General features: G+C 70.4%; 21 protein-coding genes, 1 tRNA gene, 2 pseudogenes and 1 riboswitch. Of the genes and pseudogenes, 15 read left to right on the top strand and 9 right to left on the bottom strand.

The features are described 5' to 3' along the window. Positions 1-24 precede the first annotated feature (24 nt). The 4 genes from OG524_RS13730 (at position 25) to rdgB (ending at position 2,244) form a co-directional block, all read left to right on the top strand. Positions 25-258 (top strand): glucose PTS transporter subunit EIIB, encoded by a 234-nt coding sequence (locus OG524_RS13730; protein WP_014156020.1) that lies wholly within the window; start codon positions 25-27, stop codon positions 256-258. A gap of 133 nt (positions 259-391) precedes the next feature. After that, the gene (rph, locus tag OG524_RS13725; RefSeq protein ID WP_405390537.1) at positions 392-1,129 is read left to right on the top strand and encodes a ribonuclease PH; all 738 of its coding nucleotides are present in this window, start codon (positions 392-394) and stop codon (positions 1,127-1,129) included. A 102-nt stretch (positions 1,130-1,231) separates the two neighbouring features. Continuing rightward, positions 1,232-1,621 carry a hypothetical protein gene (locus OG524_RS13720; protein WP_405390538.1) on the top strand — a complete coding sequence of 130 codons (390 nt, stop codon included), beginning with the start codon at positions 1,232-1,234 and terminating at the stop codon, positions 1,619-1,621. 20 nt (positions 1,622-1,641) lie between these two features. Further along, positions 1,642-2,244: an RdgB/HAM1 family non-canonical purine NTP pyrophosphatase gene (gene rdgB, locus OG524_RS13715; RefSeq protein ID WP_405390539.1), complete on the top strand. Its 603-nt coding sequence runs from the start codon at positions 1,642-1,644 to the stop codon at positions 2,242-2,244. Positions 2,245-2,307: 63 nt separating this feature from the next. Here the strand turns inward: rdgB and OG524_RS13710 are convergent. The 4 genes and pseudogenes from OG524_RS13710 to bcp form a co-directional block, all read right to left on the bottom strand. Then, a tRNA-Leu gene (locus OG524_RS13710) sits at positions 2,308-2,391 on the bottom strand. Between the two features lie 48 nt (positions 2,392-2,439). Continuing rightward, positions 2,440-2,558: pseudogene (locus tag OG524_RS13705) on the bottom strand (HNH endonuclease); the annotation flags it as partial. A gap of 9 nt (positions 2,559-2,567) precedes the next feature. After that, a complete protein-coding gene (gene proP, locus OG524_RS13700) occupies positions 2,568-4,064 on the bottom strand; it encodes a glycine betaine/L-proline transporter ProP (protein ID WP_405810414.1) in 1,497 nt (498 codons plus the stop codon). A gap of 108 nt (positions 4,065-4,172) precedes the next feature. Further along, complete coding sequence (bcp, locus tag OG524_RS13695; protein ID WP_405390541.1) at positions 4,173-4,640, bottom strand: thioredoxin-dependent thiol peroxidase; 468 nt, start codon at positions 4,638-4,640, stop codon at positions 4,173-4,175. Between the two features lie 128 nt (positions 4,641-4,768). Here bcp and OG524_RS13690 point away from each other — a divergent pair, with 128 nt between their 5' ends. The 3 genes from OG524_RS13690 to OG524_RS13680 all read left to right on the top strand — a co-directional run bounded on the left by OG524_RS13690 (position 4,769) and on the right by OG524_RS13680 (position 5,976). Beyond that, positions 4,769-5,089 (top strand): DUF3618 domain-containing protein, encoded by a 321-nt coding sequence (locus tag OG524_RS13690; RefSeq protein WP_405390542.1) that lies wholly within the window; start codon positions 4,769-4,771, stop codon positions 5,087-5,089. Between the two features lie 61 nt (positions 5,090-5,150). Next, a complete protein-coding gene (locus OG524_RS13685) occupies positions 5,151-5,489 on the top strand; it encodes a GroES family chaperonin (protein ID WP_384498877.1) in 339 nt (112 codons plus the stop codon). Between the two features lie 64 nt (positions 5,490-5,553). Then, positions 5,554-5,620, top strand: a riboswitch (guanidine-III (ykkC-III) riboswitch). Between the two features lie 35 nt (positions 5,621-5,655). Beyond that, positions 5,656-5,976: a multidrug efflux SMR transporter gene (locus OG524_RS13680; protein ID WP_056798402.1), complete on the top strand. Its 321-nt coding sequence runs from the start codon at positions 5,656-5,658 to the stop codon at positions 5,974-5,976. 50 nt (positions 5,977-6,026) lie between these two features. Here OG524_RS13680 and OG524_RS13675 read toward each other — a convergent pair whose 3' ends face one another. Next, positions 6,027-8,390 (bottom strand): transglycosylase domain-containing protein, encoded by a 2,364-nt coding sequence (locus tag OG524_RS13675; protein ID WP_405810411.1) that lies wholly within the window; start codon positions 8,388-8,390, stop codon positions 6,027-6,029. Positions 8,391-8,545: 155 nt separating this feature from the next. Here OG524_RS13675 and OG524_RS13670 point away from each other — a divergent pair, with 155 nt between their 5' ends. Genes OG524_RS13670 through OG524_RS13655 form a run of 4 tightly spaced genes read left to right on the top strand, consistent with a single transcriptional unit; the run spans position 8,546 to position 11,942 of the window. Beyond that, positions 8,546-9,346, top strand: coding sequence for an ABC transporter permease (locus tag OG524_RS13670; protein WP_405390544.1), 801 nt, complete (start codon positions 8,546-8,548; stop codon positions 9,344-9,346). Continuing rightward, positions 9,339-10,220, top strand: a complete 882-nt coding sequence (locus OG524_RS13665; RefSeq protein ID WP_405810409.1) for an ABC transporter permease — start codon at positions 9,339-9,341, stop codon at positions 10,218-10,220. Before OG524_RS13670 ends, OG524_RS13665 begins: the two co-directional genes overlap by 8 nt. A gap of 9 nt (positions 10,221-10,229) precedes the next feature. Continuing rightward, positions 10,230-11,201, top strand: a complete 972-nt coding sequence (locus OG524_RS13660) for an ATP-binding cassette domain-containing protein (RefSeq protein WP_405390546.1) — start codon at positions 10,230-10,232, stop codon at positions 11,199-11,201. A gap of 48 nt (positions 11,202-11,249) precedes the next feature. Next, complete coding sequence (locus tag OG524_RS13655; RefSeq protein WP_405390547.1) at positions 11,250-11,942, top strand: DUF1707 domain-containing protein; 693 nt, start codon at positions 11,250-11,252, stop codon at positions 11,940-11,942. Between the two features lie 36 nt (positions 11,943-11,978). Here the strand turns inward: OG524_RS13655 and OG524_RS13650 are convergent. Continuing rightward, a pseudogene (locus OG524_RS13650) lies at positions 11,979-13,231 on the bottom strand (SGNH/GDSL hydrolase family protein). 141 nt (positions 13,232-13,372) lie between these two features. On the opposite strand from OG524_RS13650, the gene OG524_RS13645 reads away from it, so the two are divergent. After that, positions 13,373-14,872: a DUF445 domain-containing protein gene (locus OG524_RS13645; protein WP_405390549.1), complete on the top strand. Its 1,500-nt coding sequence runs from the start codon at positions 13,373-13,375 to the stop codon at positions 14,870-14,872. A gap of 419 nt (positions 14,873-15,291) precedes the next feature. Here the strand turns inward: OG524_RS13645 and OG524_RS13640 are convergent, their stop codons facing one another. Next, a complete protein-coding gene (locus OG524_RS13640) occupies positions 15,292-15,594 on the bottom strand; it encodes a hypothetical protein (protein WP_405390550.1) in 303 nt (100 codons plus the stop codon). A 138-nt stretch (positions 15,595-15,732) separates the two neighbouring features. Between OG524_RS13640 and OG524_RS13635 the strand changes: the two genes are divergently transcribed. After that, a complete protein-coding gene (locus OG524_RS13635; RefSeq protein WP_405810406.1) occupies positions 15,733-16,038 on the top strand; it encodes a hypothetical protein in 306 nt (101 codons plus the stop codon). A 47-nt stretch (positions 16,039-16,085) separates the two neighbouring features. Then, the gene (locus tag OG524_RS13630; RefSeq protein WP_405390552.1) at positions 16,086-16,610 is read left to right on the top strand and encodes a hypothetical protein; all 525 of its coding nucleotides are present in this window, start codon (positions 16,086-16,088) and stop codon (positions 16,608-16,610) included. Between the two features lie 27 nt (positions 16,611-16,637). Here the strand turns inward: OG524_RS13630 and OG524_RS13625 are convergent, their stop codons facing one another. Together OG524_RS13625 and OG524_RS13620 are read right to left on the bottom strand one after the other, a co-directional pair. Then, complete coding sequence (locus tag OG524_RS13625; RefSeq protein WP_405390553.1) at positions 16,638-17,423, bottom strand: DeoR/GlpR family DNA-binding transcription regulator; 786 nt, start codon at positions 17,421-17,423, stop codon at positions 16,638-16,640. A gap of 44 nt (positions 17,424-17,467) precedes the next feature. Next, a complete protein-coding gene (locus OG524_RS13620) occupies positions 17,468-18,310 on the bottom strand; it encodes a ketose-bisphosphate aldolase (protein ID WP_405390554.1) in 843 nt (280 codons plus the stop codon). 166 nt (positions 18,311-18,476) lie between these two features. Here OG524_RS13620 and OG524_RS13615 point away from each other — a divergent pair, with 166 nt between their 5' ends. Beyond that, positions 18,477-18,962 (top strand): GNAT family N-acetyltransferase, encoded by a 486-nt coding sequence (locus tag OG524_RS13615; RefSeq protein ID WP_405810402.1) that lies wholly within the window; start codon positions 18,477-18,479, stop codon positions 18,960-18,962. Positions 18,963-19,047 lie beyond the last annotated feature (85 nt).

Raw genomic sequence — 19,047 nt, 5'->3', positions numbered from 1 at the left:
CACGCACAGACCAGGGAGTAGGACATGGCCAGCAAGGCTGAGAAGATCGTCGCCGGGCTCGGCGGTATCGAGAACATCGACGAGATCGAAGGCTGCATCACCCGCCTCCGCACCGAAGTTCACGACCCCAGCAAGGTCGACGAAGCCGCACTCAAGGCCGCCGGCGCCCACGGCGTCGTCAAGATGGGCACCGCGATCCAGGTCGTCATCGGCACCGATGCCGACCCCATCGCCGCCGACATCGAAGACATGATGTGACCGGCTGACCCCGGCCGACCCACCCAGGTCCGCGCCACACTCCGCAGGCCCCTCGCCCGCCCGTCCCCGGCCGAGGAGCGGGGCCTGCGGTGCACCCGACGGAGCCGCACCCGCCAGCCGATAGGCTCGGCAGATGTCTCGCATCGACGGCCGCACCCCCGAACAGCTCCGCCCCGTCACCATCGAACGCGGATGGAGCAAGCACGCCGAAGGCTCCGTACTCATCTCCTTCGGCGACACCAAAGTCTTCTGCACCGCCTCCGTCACCGAAGGCGTCCCCCGCTGGCGCAAGGGCAGCGGCGAGGGCTGGGTCACCGCCGAGTACTCCATGCTGCCCCGCTCCACGAACACCCGCGGCGACCGCGAATCCGTACGCGGGAAGATCGGCGGGCGCACCCACGAGATCAGCCGCCTCATCGGCCGCTCGCTCCGCGCCGTGATCGACTACAAGGCCCTCGGCGAGAACACCATCGTCCTGGACTGCGACGTCCTCCAGGCCGACGGCGGCACCCGCACCGCGGCCATCACCGGCGCCTACGTCGCCCTCGCCGACGCCATCGCCTGGGCCCAGGGCAAGAAGATCATCAAGCACGGCCGCAAGCCCCTCACCGGCACCGTCGCCGCGATCAGCGTCGGCATCGTCGACGGCATGCCCCTCCTCGACCTCTGCTACGAGGAGGACGTCCGCGCCGAGACCGACATGAACGTCGTCTGCACCGGGGACGGCCGCTTCGTCGAGGTCCAGGGCACCGCCGAGGCCGAGCCCTTCGACCGCGACGAGCTCAACGCCCTCCTCGACCTCGCCACCGCCGGCTGCACCGACCTCGCCAAGCTCCAGGAAGAGGCACTCGCCCGCACCCTCGGCGAGTAAAGAAGGAACCAAATACCCACCACGAAACGTCGATACGAGTACGGGCGCACGGGTCGAACCGTGCGCCCGTCCACGTATCGACCCCCGGGGAGGGACCGCTCCATGGCCTCGCGCCGCCACCACCGCACCGCACTCGCCGTCACGGCCACACTGCTCACGCTCACCGCAGCGGCCGGCTGCGGAGCCGTCGACAAGGCCCTGGACTGCGTCCGCACCGCTGACGCCATCGCCACCAGCGTCGACAACCTCCAGAAGGCCGTCTCCACCGCCTCCGACGACCCGACCCAGGCCACCGAAGCCCTCGACCAGATCGACAAGGAGCTCAAGGACCTCGGCGACACCACGGACAACGCCGACCTCGGCAAGGCCGTCGACGATCTCCAGGCGGGAGTCACCAACGTCCGCGAGTCCATCGAGAAGGGCGACGCCACCCCCGACATCACCCCGGTCACGGACGCCGCCACCGAGATCGGCAACGTCTGCACCCCGTAGCACCCGGCCATAATCAGGGCATGACGCGCCTGATCCTCGCCACCCGCAACGCCGGGAAAATCACCGAACTCCACGCGATCCTCGCCGACGCGGGTCTCACCCACGACCTCGTCGGCGCGGACGCGTACCCCGACATCCCCGACGTCAAGGAAACCGGCGTCACCTTCGCCGAGAACGCCCTCCTCAAGGCCCGCGCCCTGGCCCGCGCCACCGGCCACCCGGCCATCGCCGACGACTCCGGCCTCTGTGTCGACGTGCTCGGCGGCGCCCCCGGGATCTTCTCGGCCCGCTGGGCCGGCACCCACGGCGACGACCGCGCCAACCTGGACCTGCTCCTGGCCCAGCTCGGCGACATCGAACCCCCGCACCGCGGCGCCCACTTCGCCTGCGCCGCGGCCCTCGCCCTACCCGACGGCACGGAACGCGTGGTCGAAGGCCGTTTGACGGGCACCCTGCGCCGGGTCCCGGCCGGAACCTACGGCTTCGGCTACGACCCGATCCTCGTCCCCGACGGCGAGACCCGGACCTGCGCGGAACTGACCCCGACGGAGAAGAACGCGATCAGCCACCGGGGGAAGGCGTTCCGGGCGCTGGCGCCGGTGGTGCGGGAGCTGGTGGGCTGACGCCCGAGGCACACCGAAGGCCCGGTCGCAGCGTGTGCGAACCGGGCCTTCGATCCAGAGGTGTGCGGCCGATGGGACTCGAACCCACATGGGATTTCTCCCACGACATCCTAAGTGTCGCGCTTATACCAATTCAGCAACGGCCGCTAGCCGTCTGCCATCGTAGCGTTCCAGTGGCTTGGGTGGGCGCGTGTTTCATCGGGGGTTGCGACGCCGGCCCCCCCCTCGGCACCACGGGTCGGTGACGGCGTGGCAGTTCGGGCACAGGGCCGAAGGTTCTCGGCGCGGTCATCGCGCCGGTCGCCGTTGACGTGGCCGGCGGGTCAGAACTTGGGGTCCGGGCTCTGGGCTTGGACCAGTTCTGCCGCTTCCTCCGCCGTTTCCACCGAGGGCGGAGAGCCGGCCAGGGGCTGGTTGGCGGTTTCCTTCATGCAGGCCACCGCGATCACGCCCACCAGCGCCGCCGCCATCGCGTAGTACGCGGGCATCAGGTTCGAGCCGGTCCAGCTGATCAGGGCGGTGATCACCAGTGGGGTCGTACCGCCGAAGAGCGACGCCGAGAGGTTGTAGCCGACCGACAGGGAGCCGTAGCGGACGTTGGTGGGGAACAGGGCGGGGAGGGCCGCGGACATCGTGCCGAGCATGCAGACCAGGGACAGCCCCAGCAGCAGCATGCCGATCGTGATCGCGGGGATGCCGTCCTGGCGGATCAGGAGGAAGGACGGCAGGGAGAGGAAGAGGAAACCGAGCATGCCCGTCATCAGCAGGGGCTTGCGGCCGAAGCGGTCGGAGAGCTTGCCGACCTGGCTGATGATCAGCATCAGGAAGACCATGACGGCGAGCAGGATGAGCAGACCGTGTGTCTCGCTGTAGCCGAGTTCGTCGGAGAGGTGCGTCGGCATGTACGACAGCAGCATGTAGTCGGTGATGTTGTACGCGCCGACCAGGGCGATGCAGAGGATCAGCGTCGGCCAGTACTCCCGGAAGATCTTGGCGAGGTCGCCCTTGGCGGTGGACTCGACGCCGTCCGCGGCCTCGCTCGCGTGGGCCGTGCCGCCCTCCAGTTTCTGGAACGCGGGGGTCTCGTCGAGGCGCAGTCGCAGGTAGAGGCCGACCAGGCCGAGGGGGCCGGCGACGAGGAACGGGATGCGCCAGCCCCAGGACTCCATCTGGCCGGTGTCGAGGAGGGCGTACAGGGCGGTGACCAGGCCCGCGGCGCCGACGTAGCCGGCCAGGGTGCCGAATTCGAGGAAGCTGCCGAAGAAGCCGCGGCGCTTGTCGGGGGCGTATTCGGCGATGAAGGTGGAGGCGCCGCCGTACTCACCGCCGGTGGAGAAGCCCTGGAGCATGCGGAAGAGGATCAGCAGGGCGGGGGCCCAGAGGCCGATCGTGCCGTGGGAGGGGATGAGGCCGATCGCGAAGGTGCCGATCGCCATGAGGATCATGGTGAGGGCGAGGACCTTCTTGCGGCCGATCTTGTCGCCCATGGGGCCGAAGAACATCCCCCCGAGTGGGCGTACGAGGAAGGCCACGGCGAAGGTCGCGAAGGAGGAGAGGAGCTGGGTCGTGTCGTTCCCCGACGGGAAGAAGACGTGCCCGATGGTGACGGCGAGGTAGGAGTAGATGCCGAAGTCGAACCACTCCATGGCGTTACCGAGCGATGCCGCCTTGACCGCGCGCTTGACCGCCTGGTCGTCGGTGACGGTGATGTCGGTCCGACGGAGCCGGGGGTTGCGGCGCTTCCTGATGGCGCGGAAGAGCGCGGGGTGACGTTTGACCGCTTCCGGGTCGGCCGCCTTGTGGGGGTCGGAGGCCGCCATGGCCGGTTCCTTTCCTCGAAGGGTGTTCCAGGAAAGGCTTCTGCGCGGTCATGGCGGTTGCAAACCGAATCCGTGCGCGATTGCGACGTCGCTCACAGGTTGTTCACGTCAGATGCCGAGATCCTTGATGATCTTCGCCACGTGGCCGGTCGCCTTGACGTTGTAGAGGGCGCGCTCCACCTTGCCCTCCTCGTCGACGACGATCGTCGACCTGATGACGCCCGTCACCACTTTGCCGTAGAGCTTCTTCTCGCCGTAGGCGCCGTACGCCTCCAGGGTCTCCTTGGAGGGGTCGCCGACCAGTGTGACCTTGAGGTCTTCCTTCTCGCGGAACGTGGCGAGCTTCTCCGGCTTGTCGGGGGACACGCCGATGACGTCGTACCCGGCTCCGGCGAGGAGGTCCAGGTTGTCGGTGAAGTCGCAGGCCTGCTTGGTACAGCCCGGGGTGAGCGCGGCGGGGTAGAAGTAGACGATGACCTTGCGGCCCTTGTGGTCCGCGAGCGAGATCTCGTTGCCGTCGGCGTCCGGAAGGGTGAAGGCGGGAGCGGTGTCGCCGGTCTGGAGTCGCTCGCTCATGTTTCTCCTCAAGTGGCACGCGGGGTGTGTGGGACCGAGCGTAATAGGGGTGCCGCCGGGTGTGCGGGCGGTCGAGCTGACAGACTGTCGACGAAGGTTTACCCGACGACGACCACGGAGGCGGCGCAGTGTCGGATACCAGGACCCCTGCGCAGATCGAGGCGGACATCATCAGCAGGCGTGAGCGGCTTGCGGTGGTGCTGGACGAGATCGGGGTGCGGGTGCACCCGAAGACGATCATCGGTGACGCGAAGGCCAAGGTGGCGTCGACGGTCGACCGGACGGCGGGGCGTGCGTACGTCGCGGTGAACCGGTCGGTGTCGGACGTGAGGGCGCAGTTCGTGTCGGAGGACGGCTCGCCGCGGTTGGGGCGGGTGGTTCCGGCGGTGCTGCTGGTGGTCGGCGCGGTGGCGTTGCTGACGGTGGCGCCGGGGCGGAAGAGGCGCTGAGGGCGGATTCCGGGGTGCCCGGGGACGTGCGGGGCGGTGTGGGGCAGGTAGGTTTCGGGTCGTGAGCAACGACACCGACGACAAGCTGCCCATCCGGATGCTGCACGACCGTGTGCTGGTCCGGTCCGATTCGCCCGAGGGTGAGCGGCGTTCGGGCGGCGGGATCCTGATTCCGGCTACGGCGGCGGTCGGCCGGCGTCTCGCGTGGGCCGGGGTGGTCGCGGTCGGTCAGAACGTGCGGACCGTGGAGCCCGGTGACCGGGTGCTGTACGACCCGGAGGACCGTGCGGAGGTCGAGGTGCGGGGCGTGGCGTACGTGCTGATGCGGGAGCGGGATCTGCACGCGGTGGCCGCGGACCGGTTCGAGGGGTCGGTGGATTCGACCGGGCTGTATCTGTAGTCCGGATCTGTCGGTGTGGGTGGCCTGGTGACTGCTGTCACCAGGCCTTTTGGCTGTCCGCTTCGTTTTGCTACGGTGGGTGGACCCCCGACGAGACGCGCCGTACCGGGTTTCCGCAAAGACGACGCATCCGTGTTGTTCGCGTGTTTCGTCGTGGAGGTCTGTCGTGGCGTGGGTTCTGTTGATCGTGGCCGGTCTGCTGGAAGTGGGCTGGTCGATCGGGATGAAGTACACCGAGGGGTTCACGCGGCTGTGGCCGAGTGTGTTCACAGGGCTGGGGATCGTGGCCAGCATGGTGTTGCTGTCGCATGCGGCGAAGACGCTGCCGATCGGTACGGCGTACGGGGTGTGGGTCGGGATCGGTGCGGCGGGTGCCGCGGTGCTGGGCATGGTGGTCCTGAACGAGCCGGTGACGGCTGCCCGAATCTTCTTCGTCTGTCTGTTGCTGGTCGCGGTGGTGGGACTGAAGGCGACGTCCGGGCACTGACGTCCGGGCGCTGACGTCCGGGCACAGACGAGGCCCAGGCCGATGACGGGTCAGCGGCCTGGGCCTCGTGCGCCTTCGACGAAGCCGTCGTCCTCGAAGCGGTCGCGTTCGGGTGTGTCCGGGGCGGGGGGTGTGGGTTCCGTGCTTGCGGGGGCGCTCGGGAGCGTGCGTGCCGGGGTGGTGGCGGGGGTTTCCGGGGTGGCTGTGGGGTCGGTGCGGCGGCGGGGGCCGTCGGATGCGCGGGAGGCGGAGTTGCCGGCTTCTTCGGCCTCGTCCTCGTCGGGCTGTCCGGTTTCCCCGGCGTCCTCGTCGGGATCGGGTTCTTCGGGCCCTTCCTCGGCTTCCAGTTCGAATTCCTGTGCTTCGCCGGATTCGAGTGCGGCGGCGGTGTACGCGGCCCAGGTCCGGGCGGGTGGGCCCCCGCCGTTCATACGGGCGAGGCCGAGGGCTCCGTACAGGGGTTTCTGTACGCCGGTGTCGGGGTCCTGGCCCATGACGGCGATGACGGTGGCGAGGTCGGGGGTGTAGCCGGCGAACCAGGCGGCCTTGTCCTCCTCGGCGGTGCCCGTCTTGCCTGCGGCGGGGCGGTTCGCGGCGCGGGCGGCGGTGCCGGTGCCGCCTTCGACGACGCTCCGCAGTACGGAGGTGGTGGTGTCGGCCGCTTCGCGGCCGACGGCCTGCCGGGTGTTGCGGGAGGGCAGGCCGAGGGCGGTGCCGTTCTTGCTGACCTTGGCGACGAGGGTGTACGCGCGTTGTCTGCCGTGGTCGGCGAGGGTGGCGTAGGCGGCGGTCATGTCGACGACGCTGGCGGTGGCGGGGCCGAGGGCGATGGAGGGGGACGGGGTGAGGTCGGGGGTGGTGCGGGGGATGCCGAGGGCGATCGCGGTGTCCCTGACCTCGGCGGGGCCGACGTCCTGGGCCATCTGCGCGTAGACGGCGTTGACGGACTTGTCGGTGGCTTCGCGGACGGTGAGGGAGCCGTAGTCGACGTCGTCCTCGTTTGCGGGTGCGTAGCCGGTGGATCCGGCGGCGCTCTGGACGGTGCGTTCGTTGGTGCCGTCGTAGCGGGTGTTGGGGGTGATGGCCCGGTCGTCCTGGGTGGTGGATCCGTTGGCGACGGCGGCGGCGAGGACGAACGGCTTGAAGGTGGAGCCGACTTGGTAGTCGCGGCGGGTCGCGTTGTTGACGTACTGCTTGGTGTAGTCGATGCCGCCGTACATGGCGACGACGTGTCCGGTGGCGGGGTCGATGGAGGCGCCGCCGACGCGGACGTTGCGGTCGGCCTTGCGGTCCTTGCTGGTGTGGGCGAGGACGTTTTCCTCGACGGCTTCGACGAGGGCGTTCTGCTTCTTCTTCTGGAGGGTGGTGGTGATGCGGTAGCCGCCGGTGGCGAGGGTCTTCTCGTCGACGATCCCGTTGCCGGTGAGGTAGTCCTCGACGGCCTGTACGAGGTAGCCGCGCTGGCCGGAGAGCGCGGTGGCGGGCTTGGCGGGGCCGGGGACGGGAAAGGTCATGGCGCCGCGTTCGGTGGTGCCGAGCCAGTCCTCCTTGACCATGCCGTCGAGTACGTAGTTCCAGCGGGCGAGGGCCGCCTGCTTGTTCTCGGGGTGGGCGACGACGTCGTAGGCGCTGGGGGCGTTGAGGAGTGAGGCGAGGTAGGCGCCTTCGCCGGTGTCGAGGTCTTCGGCGTTCTTGCCGTAGTAGGCGTGGGAGGCGGCCTGGATGCCGTAGGAGTTGCGGCCGAAGTAGCTGGTGTTCAGGTAGCCCTCGAGGATCTCGTCCTTGCTCTGTTCGCGGCCGAGTTTGATCGAGATGAAGAATTCCTTGGCCTTGCGGACGACGGTCTGTTCCTGGCCGAGGTAGTAGTTCTTGACGTACTGCTGGGTGATGGTGGAGCCGCCCTGGCGGCCTTTGCCGGTGAGGGTGTTCCAGCCGGCGCGGGTTATGGCTTTGACGTCGATGGCGGGTTCGGAGTAGAAGTCCCGGTCCTCGGCGGCGAGTACGGCGTGCTGGACGGTGCGGGGGATGCGGTGGAGGGGGATGTTCTCCCGGTTGACCTCGCCGTCGCGTGCGATGACGGTGCCGTCGGAGTAGAGGTAGACGTTGGACTGGGCGGTGGCGCTGGCGTTGGCGGCGGGGATGCCGACGAGCTGGTATCCGACGAGGAATCCGCCGACGAGGAGGAGACAGAGGAGGAGGGCGCCGCCGAGGGCCGTGCGCCAGGTGGGGACGGCCCGGCGCCAGCCGGTGCGTCGGGGCCGCTTGACGCGTTTTGTGCGCCCTTTGCGGTTGTGCGCGCCGTCCGGGGGCTGTGGACCCGGGGTGGCTGCCGCGGCCGTGGGGTCACGCGGTGGCCAGCCCGCGGGGCCCTGCTGACCAGTGTCTCCGCTGTTCTGCGGTGGCTCTTGGCTCATGGCTGTGGAGGCTCCTCGACTGCGGACAGTTATCCCATAGTGCACTTTTCGGTCGAATAACCGCCGCATCGCTCCCCGTAAAAAAGGGTCGCGGCGGCTGATCGCGGTCGACTAAGGTCGTGCGCTTTGGCCCGACGAGCGGGGGAGGGGGCGCGGTGCGGCTCTACGCGGTGGTGGCGGCCGGGGGTTTCCGGCGGCATGCGACGTACCGGGCGGCGACGGCGGCGGGGGTGTTCACGAACACCGTCTTCGGCTTCATCCTGGCCTACACCTACATCGCCCTGTGGGACGAGCGTCCGCAGCTGGGCGGTTACGACCAGTCCGAGGCGCTGACGTACGTGTGGCTGGGGCAGGCGTTGCTGATGACCTGCGCCATGATGGGCGGCGGTTTCGAGAGCGATCTGACGGAGCGTATCCGTACGGGTGACATCGCGGTCGATCTGTACCGGCCGGCCGATCTTCAGATGTGGTGGCTGGCGGGCGATCTGGGCCGGGCGGCGTTCCACCTGCTGGCACGCGGGATCGTGCCGATGGTGCTGGGGGCGCTGGCCTTCGATCTGGCGCTGCCGGGGTCGCTGTGGACATGGCCGGCGTTCCTGGTGTCGGTGCTGCTGGGGGTCGTCGTGAGTTTCGCGCTGCGTTTCCTGATCGCTTTGTCGGCGTTCTGGCTGATGGACGGGGCGGGCGCGCTGCAGATGGCGATGCTGGCGGGGCTGTTCTTCTCCGGGATGCTGCTGCCGCTGACGTTGTTCCCGGGGGTGCTCGGCGAGGTGGCGCGGGCGTTGCCGTGGTCGTCGTTGTTGCAGGTCCCGGCGGATGTGTTCCTGGGCAAGCGCACGGGGTGGGGCCTGGTGAAGGCGTACTCCTTCCAGGCGGGATGGGCGGTGGCGCTGTTGCTGGCGGGGCGTCTGCTGCAGTCCGTGGCGACCAGGAGGGTGGTGGTGCAGGGTGGCTGAGGTCCGGACGGAGAGGGTGGCCGCGCGGGAGCCGGAGCGGCCGGAGATCGCGTTCGCCGACCGGTCGCGGCTGGTCGAGGGGGTGCGGGCGTACGGGCTGATCGTGGCGATGTGGCTGCGTTCGACGCTGGCATACCGGGCGTCGTTCGTGATGACGACCATCGGCAACTTCGTGATGACCGGGGCCGACTTCGTCACGATCATGCTGATGTTCTCGCACGTGGACGCGCTGGGCGGCTACACGCTGCCGGAGGTCGCCTTCCTGTACGGGGTGTCGGCGACCGCGTTCGGGTTGTGCGATCTGCTGCTGGGGTCGGTGGACCGGTTGGGGCAACGGGTGCGGGACGGGACGCTCGACACGCTGCTGGTGCGGCCGGTGCCGGTGCTGGCGCAGGTGGCGGCGGACCGGTTCGCGTTGCGCAGGCTGGGCCGGATCACGCAGGCGCTGCTGGTGCTGGGCTATGCCCTGGCGACGCTGGACATCGCGTGGACCCCGCTGAAGGTGCTGATGCTGCCGGTGATGGTGCTCAGCGGTGCGGCGATCTTCGGGGCGGTGTTCGTGGGGGGTGCGGCGTTCCAGTTCTTCGCGCAGGACGCCTCTGAGGTGCAGAACGCGTTCACGTACGGGGGGACGACGCTGCTCCAGTACCCGCCGTCGGTCTTCGCGCGGGATCTGGTGCGGGGGGTGACGTTCGTGGTGCCGCTGGCGTTCGTGAGCTGGCTGCCCGCGCTGTATGTGCTGGACCGGGACTATCCGTTGGGGCTGCCTCGGTGGGTGGCGTTCCTGCCGCCGTTGGTGGCGGGGCTGTGCTGGGGGCTTGCGGGGCTGGCCTGGCGGGCGGGGCTGCGGGCGTATCGCAGCACGGGAAGCTGAGGAGTGGGCATGGACATGGACTTCATCGAACTCGACGGGGTCGAGAAGGTCTTCGACGTACGCCGCAAGGCGGGTTTCCTGCGCCGGGAGCGGCACGAGGTGCGTGCGGTGGACGGCATCAGCTTCCGGGTGCCGCGCGGTGAGATGGTCGGGTACATCGGTCCGAACGGGGCGGGCAAGTCGACGACGATCAAGATGCTGACGGGGATCCTCACCCCGAGCGGCGGCCGGCTGCGGGTCGCGGGCATCGATCCGTCGCGGGAGCGTACGAAGCTGGCGCACCGGATCGGTGTGGTGTTCGGGCAGCGTACGACGCTGTGGTGGGACCTGCCGTTGCGTGACTCGTACCGGTTGATGCACCGGATGTACCGGATTCCTGACCGGCGTTACCGGGAGAACCTGGACCGGTGTGTGGAGCTCCTCGACCTGGGCGAGTTGCTGGACGTGCCGGTGCGGCAGTTGTCGTTGGGGCAGCGGATGCGGGGTGATGTCGCGGCGGCGCTGCTGCACGATCCGGAGGTGCTGTACCTGGACGAGCCGACGATCGGTCTGGACGTGGTGTCGAAGGCCAAGGTGCGTGAGTTCCTGCGGGACTTGAACGCGGAGCGGTCCACGACGGTGCTGCTGACCACCCATGACCTGACCGATATCGAGCAGTTGTGCAAACGGGTGATGGTGATCGACCACGGTCGTCTGGTGTACGACGGTGCACTGGCGGGGCTGCACGAGGTGGGAGAGAGCGAGCGGACGCTCGTGGTGGACCTGGAGCGGGTACTGCCGCCGATCGAGCTGGGGGAGCCTTCGGTGCGGGTGGTGAAGGTGGAGGGGCCCCGGCAGTGGCTGGCGTTTCCCGCGTCTGCGTCCGCGGCTCCGCTGGTGGCGCGGGTCGCGGCGGACTATCCGCTGGTGGACCTCTCGGTGCGGGAGCCGGACATCGAGGCGGTGATCGCGAAGATGTACGCGACGGATTCGCGCCTCTAGGTGTCTCGCTCCGGGCCGGTCTCCGGGTTGCTCTATAAGCTGCGCGATATGACAAGTGAACGTCCGGACATGCGTGCCTCCGATGCGGAACGTGAGCGGGTCGCCGAGACCCTGCGGGAGGCCGTGGCCGAGGGCCGGCTGGAGATGGACGAGTTCGAGCAGCGGCTCGACGCGACGTACAAGGCCCGTACGCACGGGGAGTTGGTGCCGCTGGTGAGTGATCTCCCGGTGCCGGGTACGGCGGTTGCCCCGGTGGGTCCGGCGGCGGTGGTGTCCGGTGGTTCGTCCACGGACGTGGACTGGTCGCGCCGGATCGGGGGGCCCGCCACGTCGACGTGGGGGGTCGCCTTCTGGGGCGGGTTCGGCCGCAGGGGGCGCTGGACGGTGGGCCGGGTGTTCACCGCCTTCGCGATGTGGGGCGGCGGCGAGATCGATCTGCGTGAGGCGGACTTCGAGGACCGCGACGTCGTCATCCGGTGCTTCGCGATCATGGGCGGGCTGCAGGTGAAGGTCCCGCCGAACGTGCACCTCCAGGTCAACGGCATCGGGATCATGGGCGGGTTCGACGAGCAGACGAAGGACGCCGGCTACGGCGAGCCGGCTCCGGACGCGCCGCGGGTGCGGGTGACCGGATTCGCGCTGATGGGCGGGGTCGGTGTGGACCGGAAGTGGAACAAGGCGCAGCGGCAGCGTCTCAAGGAGGTGGAGCGGCGGCGGCTGGAGAAGCCCGACCGTTTCTGAGAGGGGTCCCCGGGGAGGGTTCCCGGGACGGAGCGGTCAGAACGCGTCGGACTTCGGTGTTCCGGCGACCGCGTCGAGGTCGACGAGGCGGCCCAGGGTCCGGTAACCGGTGTCGTTGAAGTGGAGCCGGTCGCCGGAGTCGTAGGCGGGCAGGATCCGGTTGGGCGCGTAGGGGTCGCGTACGGCCCGGTCGAAGTCGACGAAGTCGTCGAAGATCCCGCCGGCCCGGATCCGCTCGTTGACCGCGAGGCGTACAGCGTTGCGTTCGGGTGTCCAGGTGGGGAAGCCCTGGAACGGTGTCAGGGTCGTCCCGATGACGCGCAGTCCGCGTGCGTGGGCGCGTTCCGTGAGGGAGCGGAGTCCGTCGACGATGCGTTGCGGGTCCGGCTCCTGGGGGGCTGCTGCACGTCGTTGATGCCGAGGGCGATGATCACGGTCTTCGCGCCGGCGACGGAGAGCACGTCGCGTTCGAAGCGGTGGACGCCGGCCTGGCCGCCCCGGCCGCTGACGTGGCTGGGGCTGTCGCGCAGGAGGCGGTTGCCCGCGATGCCCTGGTTGGCGATTCCGTAGCGGTGGTCCAGGCGGTCGGACAGGACGTCCGGCCAGCGGCTGTCGGCGTCGGTGGTGGAGCCGCTGCCCGCGGTGAGGGAGTCGCCGATCACGACGACGGCGCCGGGCGGGACGTCGTTGCGGACGTCGACGGCGGTCAGGTAGCGCCACGTGGTGGTCCGCCAGGTGCCGTCGGTGTCGTCGAGGTAGGACGTCCGGTGGGTGTTGGGGTGGTGGGTGACGGGTCCGCCGGCCTGCGGGGTGCGCAGGGCGACGACGAGTTCGGCGTCGGGTGCGACGGGGACGGTCACCGGGTCGCTGACGATCTGCCGGCCCGCGGCGACGGTGACGGTGGGCAGGCCGCGGAAGGTCACGGGGCGGGTGTTGACGGTGGCCTGTTCTACGACGAGCGGGGTCGTGCCGAAGAGGTTGGACAGGGTGATGCGGGCGGCGTCACCGCCGACGCTGGTGTGCACGATGTTGCGGATGGTGCGGCCGGGGAAGCCGTTCCGGGTGTCCGGCTCGCCGGTGACGGGTGCTCCGGTCCAGGTGACCACCCAGGTGCCGGTGGAGTTGGCCGGCGCGGCGGGGTTGCGCGCCGCGGCCTGTGTCCCGGACCCGGAGGTCGTCGGCTGCCGTTCCGTGGTCAGCCGCGCGGTGCCGAACGCGACGGCGGCGGCGAGTACGGCGGTGCCTGCGACGAGGGCGATGAGCAGGGCGTACCCCTGGCGCCTGGGCATGTGCGGTTTTTCTCCTTGTGGTGTTCGGACTGGTCTCATGATGCGACAGGCCCCGGGGAACTCGACGTGCGGCCCGGGAGTAGGTGAGGTAGGGACAATGCGTACGGCACGGGGTGTTGCGTACGCGGACGGGTGGAGCGGATGGAACAGGACGCGGGGCAAGGGACGGAGCCCGGAGCGGGGGGCGGCAGGCCCGGACCGGCACCGGAGGGCGGGGGCGGTGACGAACCGGGGGCACGGCCCCTGACGTCCGGACGCCCGGACACACCGGGGACGGACGGCACCGGGGCGGCCGACGGTGCGGGCACCGCGGGCGGGACCACGACCGTGGGCGGCACCGGCGGCGGCACCGGGCGGCGGGTTGCGACGCCGCTCGCCGTGTTCGCGTACACCGCCGCCGACGAGGAGAAGCAGCGCGGTGTGCGCCGTATGAAGACCACCGCCACGGGTCTGCTCCTGTTCGTCGCGCTCGTGTACGTCCTCGCGACCTGGGCGAAGAACTCCGGAGTGGGCGGCTGGCCGGGCTACGTCGCAGCGGCTGCCGAGGCGGGGATGGTCGGTGCGCTGGCGGACTGGTTCGCCGTTACGGCGCTCTTCCGGCGCCCGCTGGGCCTGCCCATCCCCCACACCGCCATCATCCCCACCAAGAAGGACCAGCTCGGGGAGTCGCTCGGTTCCTTCGTGGGGGAGAACTTTCTCTCCGGGGACGTTGTTCGTGACCGAATTCACGCGCTGGGCGTCGGTGCGCGGCTCGGCGCCTGGCTGGCCGAGCCCGAGCACGCCGACCGGGTCACCGCCGAGCTGGCCACCGCGTTGCGCGGTGCGCTGACGGTGCTGCGGGACTCCGACGTCCAGGCGGTGGTCGGCGAGGCGATCACCCGGCGGGCGGACGCGGCGGAGGTCGGTCCGGGCATAGGGAAGATGCTGGAGAAGATCGTCTCGGACGGCGGTCACCGCAGGGTCGTCGACCTCGTCTGCGTACGGGCGCACGACTGGCTGGTCGAGCACGGCGAATCGGTGATGGACGCGGTGCAGGGCGGGGCGCCGGGCTGGACGCCGCGGTTCGTCGACAAGCGGGTGGGGGAGCGGGTCTACAAGGAACTGCTGCGCTTCGTCACGGAGATGCGCGACATGCCGGGTCACCCGGCGCGCGGCGCGATCGACACGTTCCTGACGGACTTCGCCGCCGACCTCCAGACGGACACGGACACCCGGGCCCGGGTGGAGCGGCTGAAGTCGGAGATCCTGGGGCGCGGTGAGGTGCAGGACGTCATCGCCTCGGCATGGTCCTCCGTCCGTACGATGATCATCGCGGCGGCCGAGGACGAGCGGAGCGAACTGCGGCTGCGGGCCCGGGCCTCGCTCATGTCGCTGGGCGCCAGGCTGGCGACGGACGAGCGGCTGCAGGCCAAGCTGGAGGGCTGGCTGGAGGACGCGGCGGTGTACGTCGTCACGACGTACCGCACGGAGATCACGTCGCTGATCAGCGACACGGTCGCCGGCTGGGACGCGGACCAGACGTCGAAGAAGATCGAGGCGAACATCGGCCGGGACCTGCAGTTCATCCGGATCAACGGCACGGTGGTGGGTGCGCTCGCCGGTCTGGTGATCTATACGGTCTCGCGGGCACTGGGCGCGTAACGGCGCGCAGGGGCCTGCGGTGCGGCGGGGCGCGGTCGCGCCCCGGGGGGACGTGCAGCGGCGTACGCGACGGCCCCGTCCCGGCGTGCTCCGGTGGGCGTGCGGCGGGGTCCGTTCCGGTCGCCCCCAGGCGTGGCTCCGGCGGATGTGCGGGGGTGCGTCCCGGTATCGCGTTCCGGGAGGGCCGCTGGGGCGTGAGGCGGGTCGTCCCGCCCGGGATGCGTGGCGGTCGTCCGCCCTGGGGGTGCGTGGGCGTCGTCCGCCCCGTCCGCGCCCCGTCCCCGGGAAAGGCTCCGGGGACGTGTCCGTCCTGTCGTACGGACACGTCCCCGGGTCACGCGGGGGAGTTGTTGTTCAGTACGCACCCCACGGCGCCCGTGTTCAATCCCCGGGCACCAATTTTTTCTGCCGGTGCGGTGTCAGGCGCCGCGACGCGTGACCGCCCAGGAGGCCGCCGCCACACCGCCGGCCACGGCGAACACCGCGGGCCAGGCGCCGACCTTCTTGGCGAGCGGGTGCGATCCGGCGAACGCGGCGACGTACGCGACGGTCAGCCCGACGGCCGCACCGGTCCCCGCCTGCCGGTTCCACCCGTAGGCGGCCACCGATCCGGCGGCGGCCAGCGCGACCCCGCCCAGCGGGCGCTTCCCCGTCCACCGGGCGATTCCGTATCCGCCGACGAGCCCGCTCGCCGCCACTGCCGCTGTCGGAACCTTCGCCATCGCAGCCACCTTCGTTTCCTTCGTCTCCGTCGTACAGGCCGAGGAGTCCGAGGCTAACGGGCGCCGATCGGTCGCCGACTTCGGCCCGGGGCCGAGGAGCTCTTCGACGCCCCGCTCGACGGGCTCGGCCGCCACCTGGTGCTGACGCTCGTACGCCGCCGCGGGGAGCACCGGACCGATCCCCTGCTGCGGGTCGTCTTCTCCCTCGGCAACCAGGACGAACGCTCCCTGCTCCGTGAGCGTTTCCGTGAACAGGTCTCCGGGAAGCTGACGGTCCGCCTTCCCGGCCGGGAACGGGCCCTGCGCGCCGAGCTGATCGCCGGCCGGCTGATCGGCCTTGGTGCGGCCCTCGGCCTCCACCGCGACGGTGCGGGCTCCCGCGCCACGCCGGAGCACCTTGTGGATCTGTACGGTCCCGCGCTGCAGGTTCTGGTGTCGGGCTGACCGGCCGGTAGCGATAGGGTCTGGGCCAAAACGACGAGGGGGGCCTCATGTTGATCCGTACCGGCCTGCGTGCCGCGATTCCGGCCGTGCTTCTGGCGGCGTTCCTGGTGGGCTGTACCCAGGCGGACACCGGCGAGGCGCTCGGCGGTGACGTCCCGTACGTGGACCCGTCCGTGGCAGCCGCGGCCGCCGACAAGGCGCCTCGGATGCCGGAGCCGTCGCCGACGCCCACGCTCATCATCCAGGCGGATCCGAACGCGCCGGAGCTGGTACGTGACGCCTTCGCCGGGCTCCAGGCGACCTACCAGGACGGCTGCACCCCTGGGGGCGGGAACTGTGCCTACTTCCTGGGCCGGGTCAACGACGAACTCAGCCGTCTGGACAAGGCGATGAAGGCGGACAAGAAGGGGCCGGGCCACTTCGAGGAGCCCATCGCCTGGGTGGGCACGCTGCGTTCGACGCTGGACGGCGACGTCTCCACCCCGAATCTGGAGAAGCACCGCACCGAGCTGATCGGCACCCGGGACCGCGTCAACACCTGGATGCAGGGCCACCCGGAGGACTACCGCTGACGCGGCGTCACGGCTGCCGGGGCGTCGTCAGACGCGTAGTACGTCGATCCCGAGAGCGGTGAACTCCTCGACGATGTCCTCGGGGGCGTCCTTGTCCGTGACCAGGATCGACACGGCGGCCGTCTCGCACACCTGGGCGAAGGCCCGGCGGCCCAGCTTGGACGAGTCGGCCACCACGATCACCGTGCCGGCACACTCGGCGAGCGCCCGGTTGGCACCGGCCTCCGACTCGTCGTGGGTGGCGGCGCCGAAGCGGGGGTGCACGGCGTCCACGCCGAGGATCGTGTAGTCCAGCGCGAGGGTCCGCAGGACGGTGTCGACGAGGGGGCCGACGAGCTCGTACGAGTTCGGCCGGGCCACTCCGCCGGTGACGACGATCTTCACCTGGGGGCGGACGGCGAGCTCGTTGGCGATGTTGATCGCGTTGGTCACGACGGTCAGCGCGACGCCTCCGCCGGCGCCCGACGGTTCCGGCCGTACGGCCAGTTCCCTGGCCACCTCGGAGGTCGTCGTACCCCCGTTGATGCCCACGGTGGAGCCCGAGGGGATCAGTTCGGCCGCGGCCTTGGCGATGCGCTGCTTCTCGTCGGCCTTGCGGGCCGCCTTGTAGCGCAGCGGCAGGTCGTAGGCGACGGTGCTCACGACGGCGCCGCCCCGGGTGCGGGTCAGGAGGTTCTGCCGGGCGAGCTCGTCCAGGTCACGCCGGACGGTGGCGGCGGAGCAGCCCAGTTGTTCGGCGGCGTCGAGCACGTCGAGGTGCCCTTGGTCGCCGAGGATCTCCAGCAACCGGGTCCATCGCGTGTGTGCCGCCACCTTTTCCTCCTCGTTCGCCCTGCCTCCTCGTTCGCCGCCGAACCTTATCGCGAGGGCCGGGACAGCACTCCCAGCAGGCGTGTCACCTCCGCGGCGACGGCGTCGCGGGCCGGGCCGAGGTACTTGCGGGGGTCGGCCGTCTCCGCGTGGGCGTCCAGGTAGGTGCGGACGGTCCGGGTGAACAGCTTGTTCAGGTGCGTGGAGATGTTCACCTTCGTCATGCCCGCGCCGATGGCCCTGGCCAGGCCGGAGTCCCCGACACCGGACGAACCGTGCAGGACCAGCGGCACGCCCACCGCGTCGCGCAGCCGGGAGATGAGGGCGAAGTCGAGGACGGCGTCCCGGGTGAGCATCGCGTGCGAGCTGCCGACGGCGACGGCGAGGGCGTCGACGGCGGTGGCGCCGACGAACGCGCGGGCCTCCTCGGGATCGGTCCGCACGCCGGGCGCGTGCGCCCCGTCCTTGCCGCCGACCTCGCCCAGTTCCGCCTCCACCCAGACGTCCCGGCGGTGGCAGTACTCCGTGACGGCGCGGGTCGCGGAGACGTTGTCGTCGTACGGGAGCGTGGACGCGTCGAACATGACGGACGTGAAGCCGAGCCCGACGGCCTCGTGCACCAGGTCGGCCGACCCGGCGTGGTCGAGATGGACGGCCACCGGGACGCCGGCCTTGCGTGCGAGGGCGAGCGAGGCGAGCCCGATCGGTTCGAGGGAGCCGTGGTAGCGGGCGGTGTTCTCGCTGATCTGCAGGATCACCGGCAGCCCGGCCGCCTCCGCCCCGCTGACGATGGCCTGTGCGTGTTCGATCTGCACGACGTTGAAGGCCCCGAGGCCCGTCGATCGCGTACGGGCGGCGTGTGCGATGTCCCCGGTGGATATGAGCGGCATGGCTTCCTTCACAGGTGCATGAATCCTGACGGGTGGTGCTCGAAATTGCTCAGTTATAGCCTGTTCCAATCAGCTTTGAAAATAGCAGCTCGTCGTGGCGGGGCTGGGGCCGCGCCGCCGGACGTATTCGGTGGCCCGGTCCCGCCGGGCGCCCTGCGGTGCCCGGATGACATCAGCAACGGCTTCGCTCCGTCCGGGGAAGGTCACCCCCGACAACGTGCTGGCCGCGTGCCGCCGGGCGGTCGCCCCCGAGCAGGAGCGGTTCGTCCCTCCCGTCGCGCGGTCGCTGGCCGAGGCGTACGTCCAGCCCGGGACCGCCTGGCCGCGGCCGGTCTTCGACGGCGACCGGCCGGTGGGCTTCGTGATGGCCTTCTTCGACGTGCGGTTCTACCCGGCGAGCCCGGACGACCGGCCGCGCTCCGGACTCTGGCGGCCGGCCGTCGCCGCCGGTGAGCAGGGCCGGGGGCACGGGCGCTTCGCGGTGGACGGCGTGTGCGAGGAGATCCTCCGGCGCGGCGGCCGGCGCGCGACGGTGACCTGGCTGCCGGGGGAGCACGGGCCCGAGGACTTCTGCCCGCGGCTCGGTTTCCGCAGGACGGGGGAGATGAGCGGGGACCAGGTGGTGGGGGAACCGGACCTGCCGCGGGTCTGACGGGGACGCGTGGGAGGTTCCGGTCCGTGATCCACATGCGGTACCGGGTTCCCGGCGTGAGGATCGGAATTACGGGTGGTGGCCC

The sequence above is a fragment of the Streptomyces sp. NBC_01520 genome, assembly GCF_045040375.1.
Taxonomy (GTDB): Bacteria; Actinomycetota; Actinomycetes; order Streptomycetales; family Streptomycetaceae; genus Streptomyces.
This window is presented reverse-complemented; position numbering and strand designations above follow the sequence as displayed.

Excerpts from the sequence above, each read along its gene's own strand:
- bcp (WP_405390541.1), bottom strand. The coding sequence starts at position 4,640 with ATGAGCGAGCGACTCCAGACCGGCGACACCGCTCCCGCCTTCACCCTT.
- proP (WP_405810414.1), bottom strand. The coding sequence starts at position 4,064 with ATGGCGGCCTCCGACCCCCACAAGGCGGCCGACCCGGAAGCGGTCAAA.
- OG524_RS13655 (WP_405390547.1), top strand. The coding sequence starts at position 11,250 with ATGACAAGTGAACGTCCGGACATGCGTGCCTCCGATGCGGAACGTGAG.
- OG524_RS13615 (WP_405810402.1), top strand. The coding sequence starts at position 18,477 with ATGACATCAGCAACGGCTTCGCTCCGTCCGGGGAAGGTCACCCCCGAC.
- OG524_RS13640 (WP_405390550.1), bottom strand. The coding sequence starts at position 15,594 with ATGGCGAAGGTTCCGACAGCGGCAGTGGCGGCGAGCGGGCTCGTCGGC.
- OG524_RS13630 (WP_405390552.1), top strand. The coding sequence starts at position 16,086 with ATGTTGATCCGTACCGGCCTGCGTGCCGCGATTCCGGCCGTGCTTCTG.
- OG524_RS13730 (WP_014156020.1), top strand. The coding sequence starts at position 25 with ATGGCCAGCAAGGCTGAGAAGATCGTCGCCGGGCTCGGCGGTATCGAG.
- OG524_RS13645 (WP_405390549.1), top strand. The coding sequence starts at position 13,373 with ATGGAACAGGACGCGGGGCAAGGGACGGAGCCCGGAGCGGGGGGCGGC.
- rdgB (WP_405390539.1), top strand. The coding sequence starts at position 1,642 with ATGACGCGCCTGATCCTCGCCACCCGCAACGCCGGGAAAATCACCGAA.
- OG524_RS13620 (WP_405390554.1), bottom strand. The coding sequence starts at position 18,310 with ATGCCGCTCATATCCACCGGGGACATCGCACACGCCGCCCGTACGCGA.
- rph (WP_405390537.1), top strand. The coding sequence starts at position 392 with ATGTCTCGCATCGACGGCCGCACCCCCGAACAGCTCCGCCCCGTCACC.
- OG524_RS13660 (WP_405390546.1), top strand. The coding sequence starts at position 10,230 with ATGGACATGGACTTCATCGAACTCGACGGGGTCGAGAAGGTCTTCGAC.
- OG524_RS13675 (WP_405810411.1), bottom strand. The coding sequence starts at position 8,390 with ATGAGCCAAGAGCCACCGCAGAACAGCGGAGACACTGGTCAGCAGGGC.
- OG524_RS13720 (WP_405390538.1), top strand. The coding sequence starts at position 1,232 with ATGGCCTCGCGCCGCCACCACCGCACCGCACTCGCCGTCACGGCCACA.